Origin of the sequence: Rhodobacter sp. NTK016B (genome assembly GCF_017303295.1) — a bacterium.
GTDB lineage: Bacteria > Pseudomonadota > Alphaproteobacteria > Rhodobacterales > Rhodobacteraceae > Pararhodobacter.
Window position 1 is genome coordinate 188,973 of the sequence record NZ_JAFKOK010000006.1, and the last position, 19,103, is coordinate 208,075.

At 66.8% G+C, this 19,103-nt stretch carries 20 protein-coding genes; 12 read left to right on the forward strand and 8 right to left on the reverse strand.

Annotation, left to right across the window (positions count from 1 at the left end; translation table 11 throughout):
- Positions 1-19: 19 nt before the first annotated feature.
- Positions 20-691 carry a tRNA (5-methylaminomethyl-2-thiouridine)(34)-methyltransferase MnmD gene (mnmD, locus tag JI664_RS09910; protein ID WP_207013577.1) on the forward strand — a complete coding sequence of 224 codons (672 nt, stop codon included), beginning with the start codon at positions 20-22 and terminating at the stop codon, positions 689-691.
- A complete protein-coding gene (locus tag JI664_RS09915) occupies positions 688-1,566 on the forward strand; it encodes a DMT family transporter (protein WP_207013578.1) in 879 nt (292 codons plus the stop codon). Before mnmD ends, JI664_RS09915 begins: the two co-directional genes overlap by 4 nt.
- 76 nt (positions 1,567-1,642) lie before the next feature.
- On the opposite strand, the gene JI664_RS09920 is transcribed toward JI664_RS09915, so the two are convergent.
- Positions 1,643-1,948, reverse strand: coding sequence for a hypothetical protein (locus tag JI664_RS09920; RefSeq protein ID WP_207013579.1), 306 nt, complete (start codon positions 1,946-1,948; stop codon positions 1,643-1,645).
- 252 nt (positions 1,949-2,200) lie between these two features.
- On the opposite strand from JI664_RS09920, the gene JI664_RS09925 reads away from it, so the two are divergent.
- Entirely contained in the window at positions 2,201-3,784 is a 1,584-nt protein-coding gene (locus JI664_RS09925; RefSeq protein WP_207013580.1) for a GMC family oxidoreductase, read from the forward strand.
- A 71-nt stretch (positions 3,785-3,855) separates the two neighbouring features.
- Here the strand turns inward: JI664_RS09925 and JI664_RS09930 are convergent, their stop codons facing one another.
- On the reverse strand, positions 3,856-4,542 hold the full coding sequence (locus JI664_RS09930) for an NnrU family protein (protein ID WP_207013581.1): 687 nt from the start codon (positions 4,540-4,542) through the stop codon (positions 3,856-3,858).
- Between the two features lie 105 nt (positions 4,543-4,647).
- On the opposite strand from JI664_RS09930, the gene JI664_RS09935 reads away from it, so the two are divergent.
- The 4 genes from JI664_RS09935 to JI664_RS09950 are packed head-to-tail and all read left to right on the forward strand — an operon-like array spanning position 4,648 to position 8,489.
- Positions 4,648-5,247, forward strand: coding sequence for a DNA-3-methyladenine glycosylase I (locus JI664_RS09935; RefSeq protein ID WP_207013582.1), 600 nt, complete (start codon positions 4,648-4,650; stop codon positions 5,245-5,247).
- A 23-nt stretch (positions 5,248-5,270) separates the two neighbouring features.
- Positions 5,271-6,134: a CPBP family intramembrane glutamic endopeptidase gene (locus JI664_RS24155; protein WP_207013583.1), complete on the forward strand. Its 864-nt coding sequence runs from the start codon at positions 5,271-5,273 to the stop codon at positions 6,132-6,134.
- Between the two features lie 55 nt (positions 6,135-6,189).
- Positions 6,190-7,203 (forward strand): acetyl-CoA carboxylase, carboxyltransferase subunit beta, encoded by a 1,014-nt coding sequence (gene accD / locus JI664_RS09945; RefSeq protein ID WP_207013584.1) that lies wholly within the window; start codon positions 6,190-6,192, stop codon positions 7,201-7,203.
- A 47-nt stretch (positions 7,204-7,250) separates the two neighbouring features.
- Entirely contained in the window at positions 7,251-8,489 is a 1,239-nt protein-coding gene (locus JI664_RS09950) for a bifunctional folylpolyglutamate synthase/dihydrofolate synthase (RefSeq protein ID WP_207013655.1), read from the forward strand.
- Between the two features lie 32 nt (positions 8,490-8,521).
- Here the strand turns inward: JI664_RS09950 and JI664_RS09955 are convergent, their stop codons facing one another.
- Entirely contained in the window at positions 8,522-9,061 is a 540-nt protein-coding gene (locus tag JI664_RS09955; RefSeq protein WP_207013585.1) for a CoxG family protein, read from the reverse strand.
- A 171-nt stretch (positions 9,062-9,232) separates the two neighbouring features.
- On the opposite strand from JI664_RS09955, the gene JI664_RS09960 reads away from it, so the two are divergent.
- Complete coding sequence (locus tag JI664_RS09960) at positions 9,233-9,934, forward strand: response regulator transcription factor (protein WP_207013586.1); 702 nt, start codon at positions 9,233-9,235, stop codon at positions 9,932-9,934.
- 83 nt (positions 9,935-10,017) lie between these two features.
- On the opposite strand, the gene JI664_RS09965 is transcribed toward JI664_RS09960, so the two are convergent.
- Positions 10,018-13,467, reverse strand: a complete 3,450-nt coding sequence (locus JI664_RS09965; RefSeq protein ID WP_207013587.1) for a chromosome segregation SMC family protein — start codon at positions 13,465-13,467, stop codon at positions 10,018-10,020.
- 165 nt (positions 13,468-13,632) lie between these two features.
- On the opposite strand from JI664_RS09965, the gene JI664_RS09970 reads away from it, so the two are divergent.
- The 4 genes from JI664_RS09970 to JI664_RS09985 all read left to right on the forward strand — a co-directional run bounded on the left by JI664_RS09970 (position 13,633) and on the right by JI664_RS09985 (position 16,451).
- On the forward strand, positions 13,633-14,085 hold the full coding sequence (locus tag JI664_RS09970) for a GNAT family N-acetyltransferase (protein WP_207013588.1): 453 nt from the start codon (positions 13,633-13,635) through the stop codon (positions 14,083-14,085).
- Between the two features lie 35 nt (positions 14,086-14,120).
- Positions 14,121-14,546, forward strand: a complete 426-nt coding sequence (locus JI664_RS09975; RefSeq protein WP_207013589.1) for a GNAT family N-acetyltransferase — start codon at positions 14,121-14,123, stop codon at positions 14,544-14,546.
- Positions 14,547-14,646: 100 nt separating this feature from the next.
- Positions 14,647-15,852: a TsoY family (seleno)protein gene (locus JI664_RS09980; protein ID WP_207013590.1), complete on the forward strand. Its 1,206-nt coding sequence runs from the start codon at positions 14,647-14,649 to the stop codon at positions 15,850-15,852.
- Between the two features lie 158 nt (positions 15,853-16,010).
- Positions 16,011-16,451, forward strand: a complete 441-nt coding sequence (locus JI664_RS09985; protein ID WP_207013591.1) for a DsrE family protein — start codon at positions 16,011-16,013, stop codon at positions 16,449-16,451.
- 54 nt (positions 16,452-16,505) lie between these two features.
- Here the strand turns inward: JI664_RS09985 and fmt are convergent, their stop codons facing one another.
- From fmt to def (JI664_RS10005), 4 genes are all read right to left on the reverse strand, one after another.
- Positions 16,506-17,408: a methionyl-tRNA formyltransferase gene (gene fmt, locus JI664_RS09990; RefSeq protein ID WP_207013592.1), complete on the reverse strand. Its 903-nt coding sequence runs from the start codon at positions 17,406-17,408 to the stop codon at positions 16,506-16,508.
- Between the two features lie 89 nt (positions 17,409-17,497).
- Entirely contained in the window at positions 17,498-17,992 is a 495-nt protein-coding gene (def, locus tag JI664_RS09995) for a peptide deformylase (protein WP_207013593.1), read from the reverse strand.
- Positions 17,989-18,489 carry a peptide deformylase gene (locus JI664_RS10000; protein ID WP_207013594.1) on the reverse strand — a complete coding sequence of 167 codons (501 nt, stop codon included), beginning with the start codon at positions 18,487-18,489 and terminating at the stop codon, positions 17,989-17,991. The genes def (JI664_RS09995) and JI664_RS10000 overlap by 4 nt, the downstream gene beginning before the upstream one ends.
- A 71-nt stretch (positions 18,490-18,560) precedes the next feature.
- Positions 18,561-19,082: a peptide deformylase gene (gene def, locus JI664_RS10005; protein WP_207013595.1), complete on the reverse strand. Its 522-nt coding sequence runs from the start codon at positions 19,080-19,082 to the stop codon at positions 18,561-18,563.
- Positions 19,083-19,103: the final 21 nt, after the last annotated feature.

Here is a 19,103-nt window from a genome sequence, read left to right on the forward strand (position 1 = left end):
CCTAATCCTTCACACGCGTATGACCCATCCCGATCTGTCCCGGCCCGATCTGTCCTGGCTCGACGGCGATACGCCGGTTGCCACCGCGTTCGACGATCCCTACTTCACCGGCGGGCTCGAGGAAACGCGTCATGTCTTCCTGCAGGGCAACGATCTGCCCGCGCGGCTGAGGGACGGCTTTCGCGTGGCCGAGCTGGGCTTTGGCACCGGGCTGAACCTGCTGGCGCTGGCGCAGATCTGGGACGGGCCCGGAACCGTGCATTTCACCTCGTTCGAAGCCTTCCCGATGGCCCCCGCCGATATGGCCCGCGCGCTGAAACCCTTCGCGCAGCCGATGGCCGAGGCGCTGGTCGCGGGCTGGGCGGCGTCTGAGGGGCCCGTGCGGCGTTTCAGACTGGGGCAGGTGGACGCCGAGATCCGCATCGGCGACGCGCGCATCGTGTTGCCCGGCTGGACCGACAGGGCGGATGCGTGGTTCCTTGACGGTTTCGCCCCGGCCCGCAATCCCGAGCTATGGGACGAGGGGCTGTTGGCCGAGGTCGCGAACCACACCCGCCCCGGCGGCACATTTGCCACCTATACCGCCGCAGGCCATGTCCGCCGCGCGTTGGAACAGGCGGGCTTTGTCGTCAGCCGCGTGCCGGGCTTCGGGCGCAAGAAACACATGAGCATCGGCAGGATCCCGGCATGAGCGCCAAGCAGAACACCACGCTGGGCATCTGGCTGATGGTCGCGGTGACCTTCATCTTCGCGGTGCAGGACGGCATCTCGCGCTATCTGGCCGACGAATACAACGTCTTCATGATCGTGATGATCCGCTACTGGTTTTTCGCGCTGTTCGTGGTGACGCTGGCCAGCCGCATGGCAGGCGGGGTCCGCAACGCCGCGCGGTCCGGCGTGACCAAGACGCAGATGTTCCGCGCTGCTTTGCTGGCGCTGGAAATCTACGTCGCGATCATTTCCTTTGTCGTGCTGGGGCTGGTCGAGGCGCATGCCGTCTTCGCGACCTATCCGCTGCTGATTGCCGCTTTGTCCGGGCCGGTTCTGGGCGAAAAGGTCGGTTGGCGGCGCTGGGTGGCGATCGGCATCGGCTTTACCGGGGTTCTGGTGATCCTCGAGCCCGGGATCGGCGTGTTCCGGCCCGAGGCGCTGATCCCGCTTCTCGCCGCGCTGATGTTTGCGCTGTACGGGTTGATCACCCGCTATGTTGCGCGCTTCGATTCCGCCGCTGTCAGCTTTTTCTGGACCGGGGTGATCGGCGCGGCGGTAACGACCGCCGTGGGTGTCTGGTACTGGGAGCCGATGAGCGCCCCGCACTGGATCTGGATGGGTGCGCTGTGCCTGACCTCGGCCAGCAGTCATTTCCTGCTGATCCGCGCCTATGAGGTCGCCGAGGCCAGCGCGATCCAGCCCTTCGCCTATCTGCAGCTTGTTTTCGCGGCGACGATCGGCCTGACCGTGTTTGGCGAGACCTTGCGCCCCAATGTCGCCGTGGGCGCGGCTATCGTCGTCTGCGCGGGTCTGTTCACGCTATGGCGCGCGCGGGTGGCCGAAGTCCGCGACTGACCCCGTTCCCGACTGCACAACGCAAAAGGGGTGCTCTGCAGCACCCCTTTTGTTGTCTGTCCGGATTGTCGCCGTCTCAGCCGCACATCTGTTCGGCGCGGGCACCGAAAGCGCGGTAGCGGGTCCAGAATTCGTTGTCGCGGGCGCTCGGCGACATGCGCACGTCCTGCGCTTCGTCGGGATTGGCGAAGAACCGCGCGGCACGGCGTTGTTCGCTGCGCGTCAGCGTGTCGTCTGCGGCGGCCTCGATGCAGCGGCAAAGCTGGCGCGAGGCACCGGGACGGTCCGAACGGTTGCAGGCGGATTCGATGGGTCCGGCGAAAGCAAGCGACGGAGCCATCGTCGCGAATACGAGCACGGACGCAGTGATAAGATGTTTCATTCTTGCCTCTGTCCAGGAAGGTGCGACCTTTCGCGGCCGTCTTAACAATGGTTTATAACCCGTTCGTAATCATAGCAAAAAGATGTCGTTCCGCCAACCGCTACGCATGGTGTCGGCGGGCCTGCCCGGCCCAAGATGCACGCATCATGACACAGCCGTGATCGCCCTGTGAAGTCACATCTCGGCGCGTCGGCGGATTGCGTGCGAATCGCCCGACCGCTATCGTCGCGCCCGGGTGGAGGAGACAGCAGCATGGCGGATTGGGACTATATCATCGTCGGAGCGGGCAGCGCCGGCTCGCTTCTGGCCAATCGTCTGAGCCGGAAGCACCGGGTGCTGCTGCTCGAAGCGGGCGGGTCGGACAATTACATCTGGACGCATATCCCGGTCGGCTATCTCTATTGCATCGACAACCCGCGCGCCGACTGGCAGCTGAGAACGGCGCCCGAGCCCGGGCTGAACGGCCGCTCGCTGCTCTATCCGCGCGGCAAGATGCTGGGCGGGTGTTCGTCGATCAACGGCATGCTGTATCTGCGCGGGCAGGCGGCGGATTACGATCAGTGGCGGCAGATGGGCAATACCGGCTGGGGCTGGGACGACGTATTGCCGCTGTTCAAACAGCACGAAGACTACGCCGCCGGCGAACCCGGCGAGATGCATGGTACCGGCGGCGAATGGCGGGTCGAAAATCAGCGCCTGCGCTGGCAGGTTCTCGATGACTGGGCCCGTGCAGCGCAGGAAACCGGCATTCCCGACACCCCGGATTTCAACACCGGCGACAACGAGGGCGTGGCCTATTTCAAGGTCAATCAGCGCGCGGGTTGGCGCTGGAACACGTCCAAGGCCTTCCTGCGCCCCGCGCGCCGGTCGGGCAATCTGGAGATCCACACCCAGGCCCAGGCGACTGGCCTGATCATCGAGGACGGCACCTGCACAGGCGTGCGCTACCTGCGCGACGGCCATCCCGCCGAGGCCCGCGCGGCGGCCGAGGTGATCCTGTCCGCGGGATCGGTCGGGTCGACCCAGTTGCTGCAACTGGCCGGGATCGGCCCGGCGGGGCGGCTGAAGGATCTGGGCATCGTCCCGCGGCACGATTGCGACGCGGGCGAGAATCTGCAGGACCATCTGCAATTGCGGCTGTGTTTCAAGATCACCGGCGGCAAGTCGCTGAACACGATGGCCAATTCGCTGGTCGGCAAGGCGCTGATCGGCGCCGAATACGCGCTGTTCCGGCGCGGGCCGATGTCGATGGCCCCGTCGCAGCTGGGGGCCTTCGCGCGGTCCTCGGAGGATGTCGAGCGCGCGGATCTGGAATACCATGTGCAGCCGCTAAGCCTCGATGCGTTCGGCCAGCCGCCGCACCGTTTTCCGGCGATCACCGCGTCGGTCTGCCATCTGCGGCCCGAAAGCCGGGGGTCGATCCGCATCCACAGCGCCGACCCGCGCGAAGCCCCCGTCATCGCGCCCAATTACCTGACCGCCGAGAGCGACAAACACGTCGCCGCCAACGCGATCCGGCTGACGCGGCGGATCATGCAGGCGCCGTCGATGGCGAAGTACCGGCCCGAGGAATTCAAACCGGGCCCGGACGCGCAGACCGAAGACGAACTCATTCGCGCGGCGGGCGATATCGGCACGACGATCTTCCACCCGGTCGGCACCTGCCGCATGGGCACCGATCCGCGCGCGGTGGTGGGGCCCGATCTGCGGGTCAACGGAGTGCGGGGGTTGCGGGTGGCGGATGCCTCGATCATGCCGGTCATTACCTCGGGCAACACCAATTCCCCCACCATCATGATCGCCGAGAAAGCGGCGTCGATGATTCTGGGCGGTTAGCGGGCAGGGGGCTTTGCCCCCTCGGCCTTGCGGCCTCACCCCCAGGATATTTGTGGATCAAAGATGCGCGCTTAGCGGAACCAAGCCAGCGGGTCGGGGCCGATGACGACCGGATGCAGGGCGATCAGCGCAGCCCAGACGAGAATCGCGATAAGGGCGGGTGCGATACGGGGAGGGCCCGGGCGCCAGCGTCGGGTGACCAGCGCCGAGAGCGGGACAAGCGAGGTGTTGCGTGCAAGATCGGCCCAGCCGGGCAGGGCGCGGCGCTTGCGGCGGTCGATTGCCAGTATCCCCACCAGCGCGAAGAGGCCGAGCGGAACGAAGAGCGCGAGATGCGCCAGATCGCCATTGGCGACCACATGCGCGAAGGCCCAGAGCGCCAGCGCCAACAGCACGGGATGGCGCGACAGCCCGGCGATGCCGGGGCGCGCCGGGTCGAAAGGGGCGGCGCGTGAGCCGAAGCTGAGCGGATTGGTTCCCGCCGCCGCATAGGCGACCAGCAGGCAGGCCGCGAGCATCAGCGCCAGGGCCAGCGCGGCCTGCCAAGGGGCCGGATCCCACAGCGGGACATAGGGCGCGCGCCCGGCAGCGGCGATGAGCCAGGCCAGAAGCGCGAGCGACAACGCGGAATAGGCCAGCGTGAAGCCGCGCGGACCGAGGACGCGGACCAGCCCGGCCTTCAGCCCCGGTCGCACGGCGAGCGCGTGCGAGATCAGGAAACAGCCCATCGCCAGCGCGAATTCGGCCCATCCGGTCATCGTGTCTTCCTGTCGTTTCCTGCCCGGTGGCGCATTGACGCCAGCCGGGTTTCGCCGACAATGCCCGGCAAAGGATGCCGCAACAACGGCGAAAGGAACACAGAGATGCAAACCGCGCCCGGCCCCGATGGGCGGCCCCGCTGTGGCTGGTGTCTGGCGACGCCGGAATACGTGGTCTATCACGACGAGGATTGGGGTTATCCGGTCACGGGCGACCGGGAGTTGTTCGAAAAGCTGACGCTCGAAGCGTTTCAGTCGGGGCTGAGTTGGCGCACCATCTTGGAAAAGCGCGATAATTTTCGTGCGGCCTTCGCGGGGTTCGACCCGGTGCAGGTGGCGGGTTTTACCGAGGACGACGTGGCGCGGCTTCTGGCCGACCGGGGGATCGTGCGTCACCGGGGCAAGATCATGGCGACCATCACCAATGCCCGTGCGCTTCTGGCGATGCAGGCGGCGGGAGAAAGCCTGTCGGCGCTGATCTGGTCCTATGAGCCCGAAAGCCCGCCCGTCTATGGCGACACGACCTCGCCGCAATCGGTTGCGCTGTCGAAGGATCTGAAGAAGCGCGGCTGGGCGTTTGTCGGCCCGACCACGGTCTATGCCTTCATGCAGGCGATGGGGCTGATCAACGATCACCACCCCGATTGCACGCATCACGCCAAGGCCGAGGCTGCGCGCGCCGCCTTCGAAAGGCCCGGGGCTTGATTCCTCCGACCTATGAACCGCTCGTGGCCCCGGCCCGCCCGCGCCGTCAGTTCTGGCGCACGATCGTGGGGCTGTGCCTTGTCGGTGGGGTGTATTTCCTGTGGATGGTGCTGACTGGGGTGGCGATCTGGCTGGTGCAGGGGCTGGCCGGGTTCGAACAAAGCCTGCAGCGCATCTCGACCGGGGCCGATCCGTGGTCGCTGATCCTGTTGTTGTCGACCTTTCTCGGCGGCTGGCTGGGCGTGTGGATCACAGTGCATCTGCTGCATGGGCGGCGGTTGCGCAGCCTTCTGGGCCGCGCGCCGGTCGTGCTGCGGGATTTCACGCTGGGGGTGGCGGCAATGGTTCTGGTGGGCGGCGGGCTGACGCTGGCGGCCTCGCCGCTGTTGCCGCCGCTGGCGCTGACGCCCGATCCGGCGCAGTGGCTGGCCTTCCTGCCGCTGGCACTGCTGGGGATCCTGATCCAGACCGGCGCCGAAGAGCTTGTGTTTCGCGGCTATCTGCAGAGCCAGCTTGCCGCGCGTTTCGCCGCGCCGCTGGTCTACATGACCGTGCCCGCCCTGCTGTTCGGCTTTGCGCATTTCGACGCTGCGGCGCTGGGGGATACCGTGTGGTACGTGTTCGCCGCGACGGCGCTGTTCGGGCTGATCGCATCGGATCTGACGCAGCGCAGCGGGGCGCTGGGACTGGCCTGGGGTCTGCATTTCGCCAATAACGTGATCGCCATCCTGATCGTCAGCGTGATGGGTGGTCTGGGCGGGCTGGCATTGCTGCGCGCACCCGAAGGCGCCTTGCCCGAAGCGGTGCTGCGGCCGATCCTGCTGGCCGATATGGGGCTGATGATCGCCGTCTGGGTGGCCTGTCGGCTGTGGATCCGGCGTCGGTGATGTTGCATTCCCGTAAAGCCCGGCCTATCTGGACCCAAGCGCAAGGGGAGACCCGATGAACTGGATCACGAACTACGTCCGCCCAACGATCAATTCGCTGTTCTCTCGCCGCGAGGTGCCCGAGAACCTGTGGTCCAAGTGCCCCGAATGCGGCACGATGCTGTTCCACCGCGAGTTGACGGACAATCTGCAGGTCTGCTCGAACTGCAATCACCACATGGCGATTTCGCCGCGTGAGCGTTTCAAGACGCTGTTCGATGCCGGAACCTTCAGCGAGGTGTCGGTGCCCGAGCCGGTCGCCGACCCGCTGCAATTCCGCGATCAGAAGAAGTATCCCGACCGTCTGAAAGGGGCCCAGAAAGCCACCGGCGAGAAGGAAGCGATGCTGGTCGCCGAGGGCGAGATCGGGCGCATGCCCGTCGTCTGCGCGGGTCAGGATTTCAGCTTCATGGCCGGGTCGATGGGGATGTATGTGGGCAATGCCTTCATCGCCGCCTGCGAACGCGCGATCCAGCGCCGGGCGCCGCTTGTGGTGTTTGCCGCTGCGGGCGGGGCGCGGATGCAGGAAGGTATCCTGTCGCTGATGCAGATGCCGCGTACCACGGTCGCGATTCAGATGCTCAAGGATGCGGGCCTGCCCTATATCTGCGTGCTGACCCATCCGACGACCGGGGGCGTGACCGCGTCCTATGCGATGCTGGGCGACGTGCAGATCGCCGAGCCCAACGCGCTGATCTGCTTCGCCGGGCCGCGCGTGATCGAACAGACGATCCGCGAAAAGCTGCCCGAAGGGTTCCAGCGCGCCGAGTACCTGCTCGATCACGGGATGCTCGACCGGGTGACCAACCGCAAGAACATGCGTACCGAGCTGATCACCATCCTGCGCATGCTGACCGGGTTGCCCCCCGCGACGATGGGCGATCTGCCCGCGCCCGAAGCCGAGGTCGAAGCGGCCGCCGAGCCCGCCGCGATCCCGCAGACGCCCGCGCCCGAAGCCGCGCCGGTTCCCGCGAAACCGGCCGCAAAGGCAGGCGCGAAACCGGCTGCAAAAGGCGACGCCAAGCCGTGAGCGCCGCGACATCGAGCGTTCCGGGCTCTGACGTCATCCTCGAGCGGATGATGGCGCTGCATCCGAAGATCATCGACCTGACGCTTGACCGCGTCTGGGCGCTGCTCGACAAGCTGGGCAATCCGCAAAACGACCTGCCGCCGGTGATCCATATCGCCGGAACCAACGGCAAGGGATCGACACAGGCGATGATCCGCGCCGGTCTGGAAGCGGCGGGCAAGCGCGTTCATGCCTATACCTCGCCGCATCTGGCGCGGTTTCACGAACGCATCCGGATCGCCGGCTCGCTGATCACCGAGGAAGCGCTGACCGAGGTGCTCGACGAGTGCTACGCCGTCAATGGCGGCACACCGATCACCTATTTCGAGATCACCACCGTCGCCGCCATCCTCGCCTTTTCGCGCGTGCCAGCGGACTTCCTGCTGCTCGAAGTGGGGCTTGGCGGGCGGCTCGATGCCACCAATGTCGTAGCCAAGCCCGCGCTGACGATCATCACGCCGGTGTCGATCGACCATCAGCAATTTCTGGGTGATACGCTGGCCGAGATCGCGGGCGAAAAGGCCGGGATCATCAAACGCGGCGTGCCCTGCGTGGTCGGCCCGCAGGAAGACGCGGCTCTCGACGTGATCGAGGCCCGCGCAGCCGCGCTTGGCGCACCGGTTCTTGGCTTCGGGCAGCACTGGCATTGCTTCGAAGATGCCGGTTCGCTGGTGTTTCAGGATGAAAACGGGCTTCTCGACTTGGCGCTGCCGAACCTGCCCGGCCCGCATCAGATCCAGAATGCTGGCGCCGCTCTGGCCGCCTTGCGCGCGCTGGGCTTCGATGCCGATGCCTGCGAGGCGGCGGTGACGCAGGCCCAATGGCCCGCCCGGATGCAGCGCCTGCGCGAAGGGCCGCTGCCCGACAGCGCGCCCGAGGCTGAGCTATGGCTCGACGGCGGCCACAACCCGGCTGCGGGAACCGCGATTGCCGCCACGCTTGACCGGCTGCCGCCGCGCCCGACCTGGCTGATCTGCGGGATGCTCAACACCAAGGATATCGGCGGTTTCATGCGCCCGCTCGCCGGCCATGCCGAGGCGCTCTATGCGGTGTCCATCCCCGGTGAAACGGCGACCCTGACGGCCGAGGCCACGGCGAAAGCCGCGACCGAGGCCGGGCTTGCCGCGCATTTTGCCGAGGATGTGCAGGCGGCGCTGGACACGATCACAAGCGCCACGCCGCATGCTCGCGTGCTGATCTGCGGCTCGCTCTATCTTGCGGGCGGCATCCTGCGCGAGAACGGCTGAGCGCAAGCGCTCAGCCCCTTGCAGTACGGGGTTTACCCGCCGGTCAGCTTGCGGAACCAGCCCTTGCGCGGCGCGTCCTCGCTCTCTTCGGCCTCCGCAGCCGCCTCGTCGGGTTTCGGCCCTTCCACCGCGTCGGTGAAGCGGTCGAAGAAATCATCCGCCATCTTGCGCGCGAAACCGTCGATGATGCGGCTGCCCAGCTGCGCCAGCTTGCCGCCCACCTTGGCGTCGACCTCGTAGCTCAGCACGGTGCCCTCGGCGCCACTCTCCAGTGTCACGGCTTCCAGCGACACATGCGCCTCGCCCTTGGCAAAGCCCGCCGCGCCGCCCTTGCCTTCGCCGATCAGCGTCAGGCTCTGGCCTTCGACCACATCGGCAAAGCTGACCACGCCCTTGAACGTGGCCTTCACCGGACCGACCTTCTGCACAACCGTCGCCTCGAACCCGTCCTCGGGATTGCCGGTCAGCTCCTGGCAACCGGAAACGGCATCTTTCAGCACGTCGGGGCTCTGCAAAGCGGCCCAGACCACCGGAACCGGCGCTGCGATCGTGCGGGTATCTTTCATCTGCATGACATGTGCCTCCCTCTCGCGGCGCAGGATAGGCCAGCCACGCGGAAGGCGAAAGCAGGCTTTGGTCTGTGAGACCTTGGTCGCAACGGCGGTCTTCAGGCCCGACACCTTGGTGGCGGTTCCGGGACGGCGCCGCGGCTGCTATTCTCACAACCGAACACGGAGATCGCCATGGCCGCAGCCTCGCCAATCGTGCCCCAGAGCCCGGATCACAACCGCGCCCGCGGTTTCGCCCGCGCGCTGATCGTCGATGACCACCCGCTGTTTTGCGACGCACTCGCGCTTACCCTGCGCGCGGTATCCGGCGTGATCGAGATCGACACCGCGCATTCCCTGACTGACGCGCTGGCCCGGCTCGACACGGCACCGCCGCCCGACCTGCTGCTGCTCGATCTCGACCTCCCGGATATCGACGGGCTCGACGGGCTGTTGCGGCTGCGTGCCGCGCATCCCGACCTGCCGGTGCTGGTGGTCTCGTCGATGACCGAGCCCCGGCTGGTTCAGGCCACCATCGCCGCCGGCGCGCGCGGTTTCGTGCCCAAGCATTCCGGGCGCGACAGCTTCCGCGCCGCGCTCGATGCGCTGGCCCGGGGCGAGATCTGGCTGCCCGAAACCGCGCAGCAGGCAGCAGGGGACGAGGCCGCCGACAGCGTCGCGCGCCTCGCCCAGCTTACCCGTCAGCAGGCGCGCATCCTCGACCTTCTGTGCCAAGGACGGCTCAACAAACAGATCGCCTTCGAACTCTCGATCGCCGAAACGACGGTCAAGGCGCATGTCACCGCGATCATGCGCAAACTCGGGGTGCAAAGCCGAACGCAGGCGGTCCTGATCGCGCAGCAGGCCCGGTTCACCAGCTTCGTTCCCGAAGGCTGAACCCGCCGCATCTTTAATCCGGAAATATCCTCGGGGGGTGAATTTGGCGTAGCCAAAGAGAGGGGCAGACAGCCCCCCGCCCGCTACGCCACCAGCGACTCGGCGTCCTTGAGGTTCACGCTCACCAGCTGGCTCACGCCCTGTTCGGCCATGGTCACGCCGAACAGCCGGTCCATCCGCGCCATGGTCAGCGCGTTGTGGGTGATGATCAGGAAGCGCGTCTCGGTGCGGCGGGTCATCTCGTCCAGCAGCTCGCAGAACCGCACGACGTTGGCGTCGTCGAGCGGTGCGTCCACCTCGTCGAGAACGCAGATCGGCGCCGGGTTGGCCAGAAACACGCCGAAGATCAGCGCCAGCGCGGTCAGCGTCTGCTCGCCCCCCGACAACAGGCTCAGCGAGGCCAGCTTCTTGCCCGGTGGCTGGCACAGGATTTCCAACCCGGCTTCCAGCGGATCGTCGGATTCCACCAGAACCAGCCGCGCCTCGCCCCCGTTGAACAGATGGGTGAACAGCGTGGCGAAATTGGCGTGGACCTGATCGAAGGCGGCCAGCAGCCGCTCGCGTCCCTCGCGGTTGAGCGCGGCGATGCCGCCGCGCAGCTTCGCCACGGCGGCTTCCAGATCGGCCTTTTCCGTTACCAGCGTGCCGTGCTCTTCCTCGACCTGTCGCGCGTCTTCCTCGGCGCGCAGATTGACCGCGCCCAGCGCGTCGCGGGCCCGGCGCAGGCGGGCGATCTCGGTTTCCAGCGTGGTCGAATCGGGGATGTCGTCTGAGGCGATGCCCAGTTGGTTCAGCAGCCCTTGCGGGGTCGCGTCCAGCTCGTCAGCGATGCGGTTGGCGGCCAGCGTGACCGCTTCGCCTGCCGCATCGACACGGGCCTCGGCGCGGGCGCGGGCTTCGCGCGATTCACCGGCGGCGCGTTCGGTGGTGCGTTCGGTCTCCTGCGCGGCGCGCAGCGCGCTTTCCGCCGAGAGCAGCGCCTCGACGGCGGCGGTGCGGCGTTCCTCGGCCTCGGCAATCGCTTCGGAAAGCTCTTCGCGGCGGGCAAGGATTTCCTCGGGCGCGGCATTCGCTTCCGAGAGTTCGTCCTGCGCGTCGTCGGCGCGGCGCTCAAGATCGGCGATGCGCTCGGCGGCGTTGGTCTTACGCGCGGTCCAGCTCTGGATATCGCGTGCCACTTCTTGCGAGCGGGTGCGCCGCGCCGCACCTTCACGGCGGATCTCTTCCTGTGCGGCCCGGCGCGACAGCATCGCCACACGCGCGGCCTCGACACGGGTGCGGATGGTTTCCAGCGCGCCGCGCGCGGCGTCGATATCCTCGAGCTCTGACAGCGCCTCTTCGGCCTCGGCGCGGCGCGACTGCGCGTCCTCGGCCTCGGCCTGCATCCGTTCCAGCGTCAGCCCGGCGCTTTCGCGTTTCGACTGTGCAAGGCTTGCGGCGGCTTCGGCGCGGGACTGCGCGCGGGTGGCTTCGGTCAGGCGCTGTTCGGCGGCGCGGCGGGCATCGCGCGCCATGCGGTCGGCCTCGGTCCGCTGGGCGAGTTCCGATTGCAGCTCTTCATGCGTCTCGCGCGCGTTGTCCTGACGTTCCTCGGCTTCATCCAGTTCGGCGCGCAGGGCATCCAGCCGGTTGCGCTGCGTCAGGCGGATCGCAGCGGCCGAGGGCGCATCCTCGCCGCGTTGCATCAACCCGTCCCAGCGCCACAGATCGCCCTCGATCGTCACCAGCCGCTGACCGGGGCGCAGATCGGCATGCAGGGCCTCGGCCCGCGCGGCGTCGGTAAGGCCGATCTGCGACAGGCGACGGGCCAGCTCGGCGGGGGCGGTCACCTTGGCGGCGAGCGGGTCGACGCCCGCGGGCAGCGGCGCCGTGTCGTCATAGCCCGGCAGCGCGCGCCAGCCCGAACCCGCCTCGGCCGGAGCCGCGCGCAGATCGTCGCCCAAAGCGGCGCCCAGCGCGTGTTCGAAGCCCGGCGCCACGCGCAGCTTGTCAAGGATGCCGCCCGCCTGATCCTTGTCGCGGTCGATGAGCCGCTGCAGCGCGGTCAGCTCGGCGGACAGGGCTGAAACCTCGCCCTCGGCCCCGGCGCGGGCGGCGCGGGCTTCGACCTCGGCGGCCTGCGCCTCGGCGCGGGCGGCTTCAGCATCGGCCAGCGCTTCTTCGGCGGCGTCCAGCATGTCCTGCGCGGCTTCCAGCGCTTCGCGCGCGGCGTCCTGCTCGGCTTCGGCGGCTTCCAGATTGGTTTCAGCCTGCGCGGCTTCGTCGGCGGCGCGCTGGGCGCCTGCGGAAGCCTTGTCACCCTCGGCGCGGGCATCGGCGGCCTGCCGGGTCAGCGATTGGTGGCGCGCGGACAGGCGGGCGACATCCTCGGTCGCCTCGGTCAGATGCGCCTCGACATCGGCCAGAACGTCCGAGGCCTCATGCGCGGCTTCGACCGCTTCGGCCAGTTTCTCGTCATAGCCTTCGGACGCCCGGGCAAGCTGTTCCTCTTCCCATTGCAGCCGCTCGATGGACTCGTCGGCATCGGCGGCCAGACCGGCCTCGCGCTGAGCGTCGAGCCTGAGCTGCTCGATCCGCGCCATCAGGGTCTGCACCGCCTCGCGCGCACGGTTTTCCTGATCGCTCAACGTATCGCGCTGAACATGCAGGCGCTGCAGGATGGCGCCGGCGATCGATTCCTCTTCGCGCAGGGGCGGCAGCGCATCCTCTCGCCCCTCGCGCTCGGCGCGGGCTTCGCGCGCGGCGCGTTCGGCGGCGGCGGCCTGCGTGACGGCTTCGGCCAGAGCCGATTGCACCTCGGCCCGGGCCTGCGCGGCTTCGCGCCAGCGCTTGTACAGGATCATCCCTTCGTTCTTGCGCAGCGAGGTGCCGATTTCGCGATACCGCGCCGCCTGCTTGGCCTGCCGGTTCAGCACCGTCAGCTGCTGGGCCAGCTGATCGACCGTATCGCCCACGCGTTCGAGATTGGTCTCGGTCGCGTTGAGCCGCAGCTCGGCCTCGTGCCGGCGCTGATAAAGCCCCGAGATGCCGGCGGCCTCTTCGAGGATCCGCCGGCGCGCCTTGGGCTTGGCGTTGATGAGTTCCGAAATCTGTCCCTGCCGCACCAGCGCGGGCGAATGCGCCCCGGTCGAGGCATCGGCGAACAGCATCTGCACGTCGCGCGCGCGCACATCCTTGCCGTTGACCTTGTAGGCCGACCCCGCGTCGCGGGTGATGCGCCGCGTCACGTCCAGCGCGTCGCTGTCGTTGAAGCCTGCGGGCGCCAGCCGGTCGGAATTGTCGAGGCTGAGCGCCACTTCGGCAAAGGCCCGCGCGCTGCGCGACTTGGTCCCGGCAAAGACCACGTCTTCCATCCCCGAACCGCGCATCGCCGTGGGCCGGTTTTCCCCCATGACCCAGCGCAGGGCCTCGAGAAGGTTCGACTTGCCGCAGCCATTCGGCCCGACAACGCCGGTCAGCCCTTCGCGGATCACCAGTTCGGTGGGATCCACGAAGCTCTTGAACCCGTTCAGGCGCAGGCGGGTGAAATGCAAGGGGTGAAGTCCTGTCTCTGCTCTGTCTATCCAGTCTTTGCACAGCCTTACCGAGTGTCAAGAAACCCTGCCGGATCTTGCTGAGGTTGCACGGATATCCACAAGATGTTGGGGCATTGTCGCCACACATCGAGCATTCTAGGGTGTGGGGAAAAGAGGTCCCGGATGGCTGTCACGATTTCCCCCGATACCCCGCGCGATCCGGCGGTGGCCGCGCTATTGCAGGCCTCGCATGCCTATCTGCAAAGCCTCTACGACCCCGAGGACAACCATTTCCTGTCCATCGATGCGCTGTGCATGCCCGATATCCGCTTTTTCACCGCGCGCCTTGACGGCAAGCCGGTCGGCACCGCCGCGCTGGCGCTGAGGTCCGGCTATGGCGAGATCAAGTCGATGTATGTGGACCCCGACGCGCGCGGCCATGGCGCCGCCAAGGCATTGATGGCCCGGCTGATCGACGAAGGCCGCGCGCTGGGCCTGCCCGCGCTCAAGCTGGAAACCGGTCCGCGCAATACCGAGGCGATGGGGCTTTATGCCCGCCATGGCTTTGTCGTCTGTGGCCCGTTCGGCGATTACCCCGAAAGCCCGGCGTCGGTCTTCATGGCGCGCAGGCTGTGACGCCGGTCCCGCGCCGGGTGTCCCCGGATGAGGACATGAAACCGGTCCACGCGCTGCTGACGCAGGCTTTCGCCTATATGGACGCGGTGATCGACCCGCCCTCGTCGCTGGGCCGGATGACCATCGCCGACCTTGCGGCCGAGGCCCGCGCGCAAGAGCTCTGGGTTCTGGACCCCGGCCCCGTCGCCTGCATGATCCTGACGGACAAGGGCGATACGCTGTATCTGGGCAAGCTGGCCGTGGCGGCGTCGCATCGCGGGCAGGGGCTGGCGCGGGTCATGGTCGATCACGCCGTGGCGCGCGCCCGGGCGCTGAGCCGCCCCTCGGTCACGCTGCAGACGCGGGTGGAGCTGACGGCGAATCAGGCGGCGTTTCAGGCGATGGGCTTTGCTGAGATCGGGCGCACTGCGCATAAGGGTTACGACAGACCGACCTCGATCACCTATCGCCGGTTTCTCTGATCCGCGCATCGAACCGTTGCACCTGCGACAATCAGGCCCTTCACATTCCAAAAACGGAATGTTAGATGCATTCCGTAAAGTGAATGTATGGAGCCGACAGATGACCCCTTCCCGCCCCTCCGACACCTATTCACCGATGTATTTCCTGTCCTCGCTGGGCGCGGGCGGATTGTCGGTGACCTTTTTCATGTGGCTGATGTTCTGGGTGCCGCATCCCGGAAAGACCGTGCCCGTCTTCGAAGACATCATGGCCGCGTTCCAGTCCGGCGACACGCTGATGCAGGCGATGATCGTGGGCGCTTGGGCCGGCATCGCGCTGTTCGTCTTCCTCAACCTGAAATCGCTGGTCTGGAACCTGACGCATTTCCGCGCCTGGTCGCGGACCGAGGCCTATCGCGCCTTCCTGAAAACCAACGCGCAGAGCCAGCTCATGGCGATGCCGCTGGCGCTGGCCATGTCCGTCAACGGGCTGTTCATCGCGGGGCTCGTCTTCGTTCCGGGCCTGTGGAACGCAGTCGAATACCTGTTCCCGCTGGCGCTTGTGGCTTTCGCGGGGATCGCGATCCACGCGTTCCGCACCTATGGCCACTTCATCGCCCGCATCAAGGTCGAGGGCGGGTTCAACCATGCTGCCAATAACAGCTTCGGCCAGATCCTGCCCGCCTTCGCCTTCGCGATGATCGGCGTCGGCATGGCCGCTCCGGCGGCGATGAGCACCAATCCCGCCGTGGTCGGGCTGTCGATCTTTGCGTCGACCTTCTTGATGGTGACGGTGCTGCTGATCGCCAGTGTGGCGCTGATCCTCGGGATCCGCTCGATGCTGGATCACGGCACGAATGCCGAAACCGCGCCGACGCTGATGATCCTGATCCCGCTGATGACGATCCTCGGTATCCTGATGATGCGTCAGTCGCACGGTCTGGGCGTCCATTTCGAAGCCCATGCCGCCGCCGCCGAAACCTTCACCTTCCTCGCCCGCATGGTGTCGATCCAGCTTGTCTTCGCGCTGTTCGGCTGGCTGATCCTTGCCCGCCACAATTACGGCAAGCGCTTCATCTGGGGCCGTGAAACCTCGGTCATGAGCTATGCGCTGGTCTGCCCTGGTGTCGGTTTCGTGGTGCTGATGCAGTTCTTCATCCACAAGGGGCTGGTCGCCACCCATCTGGTCGACAAGTTCTCGCCGGCTTATTGGGGCTTCATCGCCATCGCCCTGATCGTGCAGGCCGCGATGATCGCGCTGGTCTTCACCCTGAACCGCCGCCATTTCGGCGCCCCGCGCGCTGTGGCCGCCGTTCCGGCCGAATAACCCCGTCCCTTGCGTAACGAGTATCGGCGGTCCCTTCGGGGGCCGTCTTTTCATTCGTACATGCATATGATTGCGTATTGTGGCGAAGTGTCGCATGCTGCCCACGGGCCAAGGCCCCGCGCGTTTGGGAGGACGCGCGCCACCAAGGGAGGAACCGAATGCTCAAGAGATCCCTGCGCGCCGCCGCGCTTGCCGTGCTGACCGCCCTCGCGCCGATGGCCGCGATGGCCGAGGCGAATCGCGTCGCCATTCATGTCGATGAAAACGACCCGGCGCGGATGAACATGGCGCTGAACAATGCTGCCAATATCATCAGCTATTACCACGATCAGGGCGAAGAGGTCGCGGTCGAGATCGTCACCTATGGCCCGGGCCTGCACATGCTGCGCGCCGATACCTCGCCCGTTGCCGACCGCATCGCGCAGATGTCGCTCGAATACGAGACGCTGGCTTTCTCGGCCTGTAACAACACGCTGCAGGGCATGACACGGCAGGCCGGGCATGAAGTCCCGCTGCTGTCCGAGGCTGAGGTCGTGCCGTCGGGCGCCGTCCATCTGATGGAACTGCAACAACAAGGCTGGGCCTATCTGCGCCCCTGACCCTTTGCGCCGGCGGCAGCCCGCGCTGCCGCTGGCGCGATCCGGGCGCCGTGTTCAGGTGAACGACACCCCGTCGGCCCAATCAACCCCGCGCCGCAATTCGCCGGGCTCCATCACCCGTTTGCCCTCGCGCTGGGCGCGGTCGATGGCGACAGCGCCCACGCCGCAGGCCACGGTCATGTCGTGCAGCAGCGTGCCGGGGATGCCTGATTCGCTCACCGGCGCCGCGCCCAGCAGCTTCAACCGCCCGCCCGGCGTCTCGCACCATGCGCCCGGAAAGGGCGACAGGCCGCGGATCTTGCGCGCCACGGCCTCGGCGGGCTGGGTCCAGTCGATGCGCGCCTCGGCCTTGTCGATCTTGGCGGCATAGGTGACGCCGTCCTCGGGCTGCGGCTCGGGTGTCAGCCGGTCGATCTGCGCCAGCGCCGCGCCGATCAGCCGCGCGCCCATTGCTGACAGCCGGTCGTGCAGCACTTCGGTGGTTTCCGTGGCGCCGATGGGCGTCGTTTCCCGCAGCAGCACTGGCCCGGTATCGAGCCCCGCCTCCATCTGCATGATGCACACGCCCGTCTCGGCATCGCCCGCCATGATTGCCCGGTGGATGGGCGCAGCCCCCCGCCATCGCGGCAGAAGCGAGGCGTGGATGTTCAGGCAGCCATGCTTGGGAGCATCCAGAACCGGCTGCGGCAGGATCAGCCCATAGGCCACGACCACCGCGACATCGGCCCCGAGCGCGGCGAAAGCCGCCTGTTCGTTCGCGCCTTTCAGCGAGACCGGATGGCGTACCTCCAGCCCCAGTTCCAGCGCGCGGGCATGGACCGGCGTGGGGCGCTCCTGCTTGCCGCGTCCGGCACGGCGGGGCGGCTGGCAATAGACGCAGATCACCTCGTGCTCGGCGTGAAGCGCCTCCAGCACCGGCACCGAGAAATCCGGGGTTCCCATGAAGATGACGCGCATCCGATAGCTCCTGACCTGCCTGTGGGCCGGAATGATCCGGCGCGGGGTTCAGCTACACAAGGACCGGCGGTCGGTGCAACAGGGCTGGGTCAGCCTTGCGCCTTCTTTGCCTTGCGCAACAGCATGTCGCGCTTCACCTTGCTGAGCCGGTCGAAATACATCCGCCCGTTCAGATGGTCGATCTGATGCTGGACCGAGGTCGCCCAGAGCCCGACGAAATCGCGCTCCTCAATCTCGCCATCCGCGTTGAGAAAGCGCACCGTCACCGCACGAGGCCGCTCGATCCGGGCGTGGACGCCGGGCAGATTAGGGCTGGCCTCGTCATGCGCGCGCAGCTGGACCGAGGCATGCAGCACCTCGGGATTGGCCATCCGCACCGCCTGTCCGCGCGCTTCCGAGGCATCGACCACCGCAAGCCGCTTCATCACGCCGATCTGCACGGCGGCAAGGCCCACGCCGGGCATCGCTTCCATCGTGTCGATCATGTCGTCCCAGATCGCGCGGATCTCGTCGGTGATGGCCTCGACCGGCTCGGCCGGGCTGCGCAGGCGGCGGTCGGGCCATGGCAGGCAGGGTCGGATCATCGCATCCTCAGTTTCGATAGCTGCGCCTCGGCCGCGTCGCGGCTCACGGCATCCATGCGGTCTATCAACAGCCTTCCGTCCAGAAGGTCCAGCCCGTGCTGCGCCGCGATCCCGTCGAAATCGGACAACAGCTCAGTATGCTGCAAGCCGTCAAGATCGAGCCAGCGCAGCACGATCCAGTCGGGCCGTGCGATCCACGCGGTCAGTTCGGGGATGGACAGGCAATGCTCTTGATTGACGACCAGCGATTGCGCGCTTTCCATGATCGCCGGATTGACGCAGATCCTCGGATCCCGCCCCCGCCGCTGCCAGTCGTCGTCGATCACCAGAACCCGGCTTGTTCCACCGATCTGCGGCGCCGACAGCGAGCCGGCCCCACAGGCATACATCGTATCGAGAAGGTCACGCGCCAGAGAGCGGAGCGTATCGTCCACCTCGGTGATCGCGCGTGACACCCGGCCGAGCCGCGCGTCGGGATACTGGATAAGGGATTTCACGGGCATGTCCCAAGGCGCTATCACCGCCGGGCATGTCCGTCCATTGCGCAGATGTCACGCCCTGCGCCGGGTCAGCCCCGCGCGCGGTCGCGTTTCAGCTTTTCCATCTTGCGGGTGATCATCTGCCGTTTCATCGGCCCCAGATAATCGATGAACAGCTTGCCGTTCAGATGGTCCAGCTCGTGCTGCGCGCAGGTCGCCCACAGCTGATCGAATTCTTCCTCATGGGTCTTGCCGTCGAGCCCCAGCCACCGCATCCGCACCGAGGCCGGGCGCGACACTTCGGCGAATTGATCGGGAATCGACAGGCAGCCTTCTTCGTAGCTTTTACGCTCTTCCGAGGTCCATAGGATCTCGGGATTGATCAGTACCATCGGCTGCTGCGCCGTGTCCTCGTCCTTGACGCAATCCATCACGAACAGGCGCTGCATCACGCCGATCTGCGGCGCGGCCAGACCGATGCCCGGCGCCTCGTACATGGTTTCCAGCATGTCCTCGGCCAGCTTGCCGATCTCGGGCGTGACGCTGTCGATCGGATCGCAGACCTTTTTCAGGCGGGAATCGGGGTGCAGAAGGATGGATCTCAGGCTCATTTCGCTGATCTAGGCGATCCT

Bases quoted from the DNA above. Each gene is read 5' to 3' on its own strand.
- mnmD (WP_207013577.1), top strand. From the start codon at position 20: ATGACCCATCCCGATCTGTCCCGGCCCGATCTGTCCTGGCTCGACGGC.
- JI664_RS09915 (WP_207013578.1), top strand. From the start codon at position 688: ATGAGCGCCAAGCAGAACACCACGCTGGGCATCTGGCTGATGGTCGCG.
- JI664_RS09920 (WP_207013579.1), bottom strand. From the start codon at position 1,948: ATGAAACATCTTATCACTGCGTCCGTGCTCGTATTCGCGACGATGGCT.
- JI664_RS09925 (WP_207013580.1), top strand. From the start codon at position 2,201: ATGGCGGATTGGGACTATATCATCGTCGGAGCGGGCAGCGCCGGCTCG.
- JI664_RS09930 (WP_207013581.1), bottom strand. From the start codon at position 4,542: ATGACCGGATGGGCCGAATTCGCGCTGGCGATGGGCTGTTTCCTGATC.
- JI664_RS09935 (WP_207013582.1), top strand. From the start codon at position 4,648: ATGCAAACCGCGCCCGGCCCCGATGGGCGGCCCCGCTGTGGCTGGTGT.
- accD (WP_207013584.1), top strand. From the start codon at position 6,190: ATGAACTGGATCACGAACTACGTCCGCCCAACGATCAATTCGCTGTTC.
- JI664_RS09950 (WP_207013655.1), top strand. From the start codon at position 7,251: ATGATGGCGCTGCATCCGAAGATCATCGACCTGACGCTTGACCGCGTC.
- JI664_RS09955 (WP_207013585.1), bottom strand. From the start codon at position 9,061: ATGCAGATGAAAGATACCCGCACGATCGCAGCGCCGGTTCCGGTGGTC.
- JI664_RS09960 (WP_207013586.1), top strand. From the start codon at position 9,233: ATGGCCGCAGCCTCGCCAATCGTGCCCCAGAGCCCGGATCACAACCGC.
- JI664_RS09970 (WP_207013588.1), top strand. From the start codon at position 13,633: ATGGCTGTCACGATTTCCCCCGATACCCCGCGCGATCCGGCGGTGGCC.
- JI664_RS09975 (WP_207013589.1), top strand. From the start codon at position 14,121: ATGAAACCGGTCCACGCGCTGCTGACGCAGGCTTTCGCCTATATGGAC.
- JI664_RS09980 (WP_207013590.1), top strand. From the start codon at position 14,647: ATGACCCCTTCCCGCCCCTCCGACACCTATTCACCGATGTATTTCCTG.
- JI664_RS09985 (WP_207013591.1), top strand. From the start codon at position 16,011: ATGCTCAAGAGATCCCTGCGCGCCGCCGCGCTTGCCGTGCTGACCGCC.
- fmt (WP_207013592.1), bottom strand. From the start codon at position 17,408: ATGCGCGTCATCTTCATGGGAACCCCGGATTTCTCGGTGCCGGTGCTG.
- def (WP_207013593.1), bottom strand. From the start codon at position 17,992: ATGATCCGACCCTGCCTGCCATGGCCCGACCGCCGCCTGCGCAGCCCG.
- def (WP_207013595.1), bottom strand. From the start codon at position 19,082: ATGAGCCTGAGATCCATCCTTCTGCACCCCGATTCCCGCCTGAAAAAG.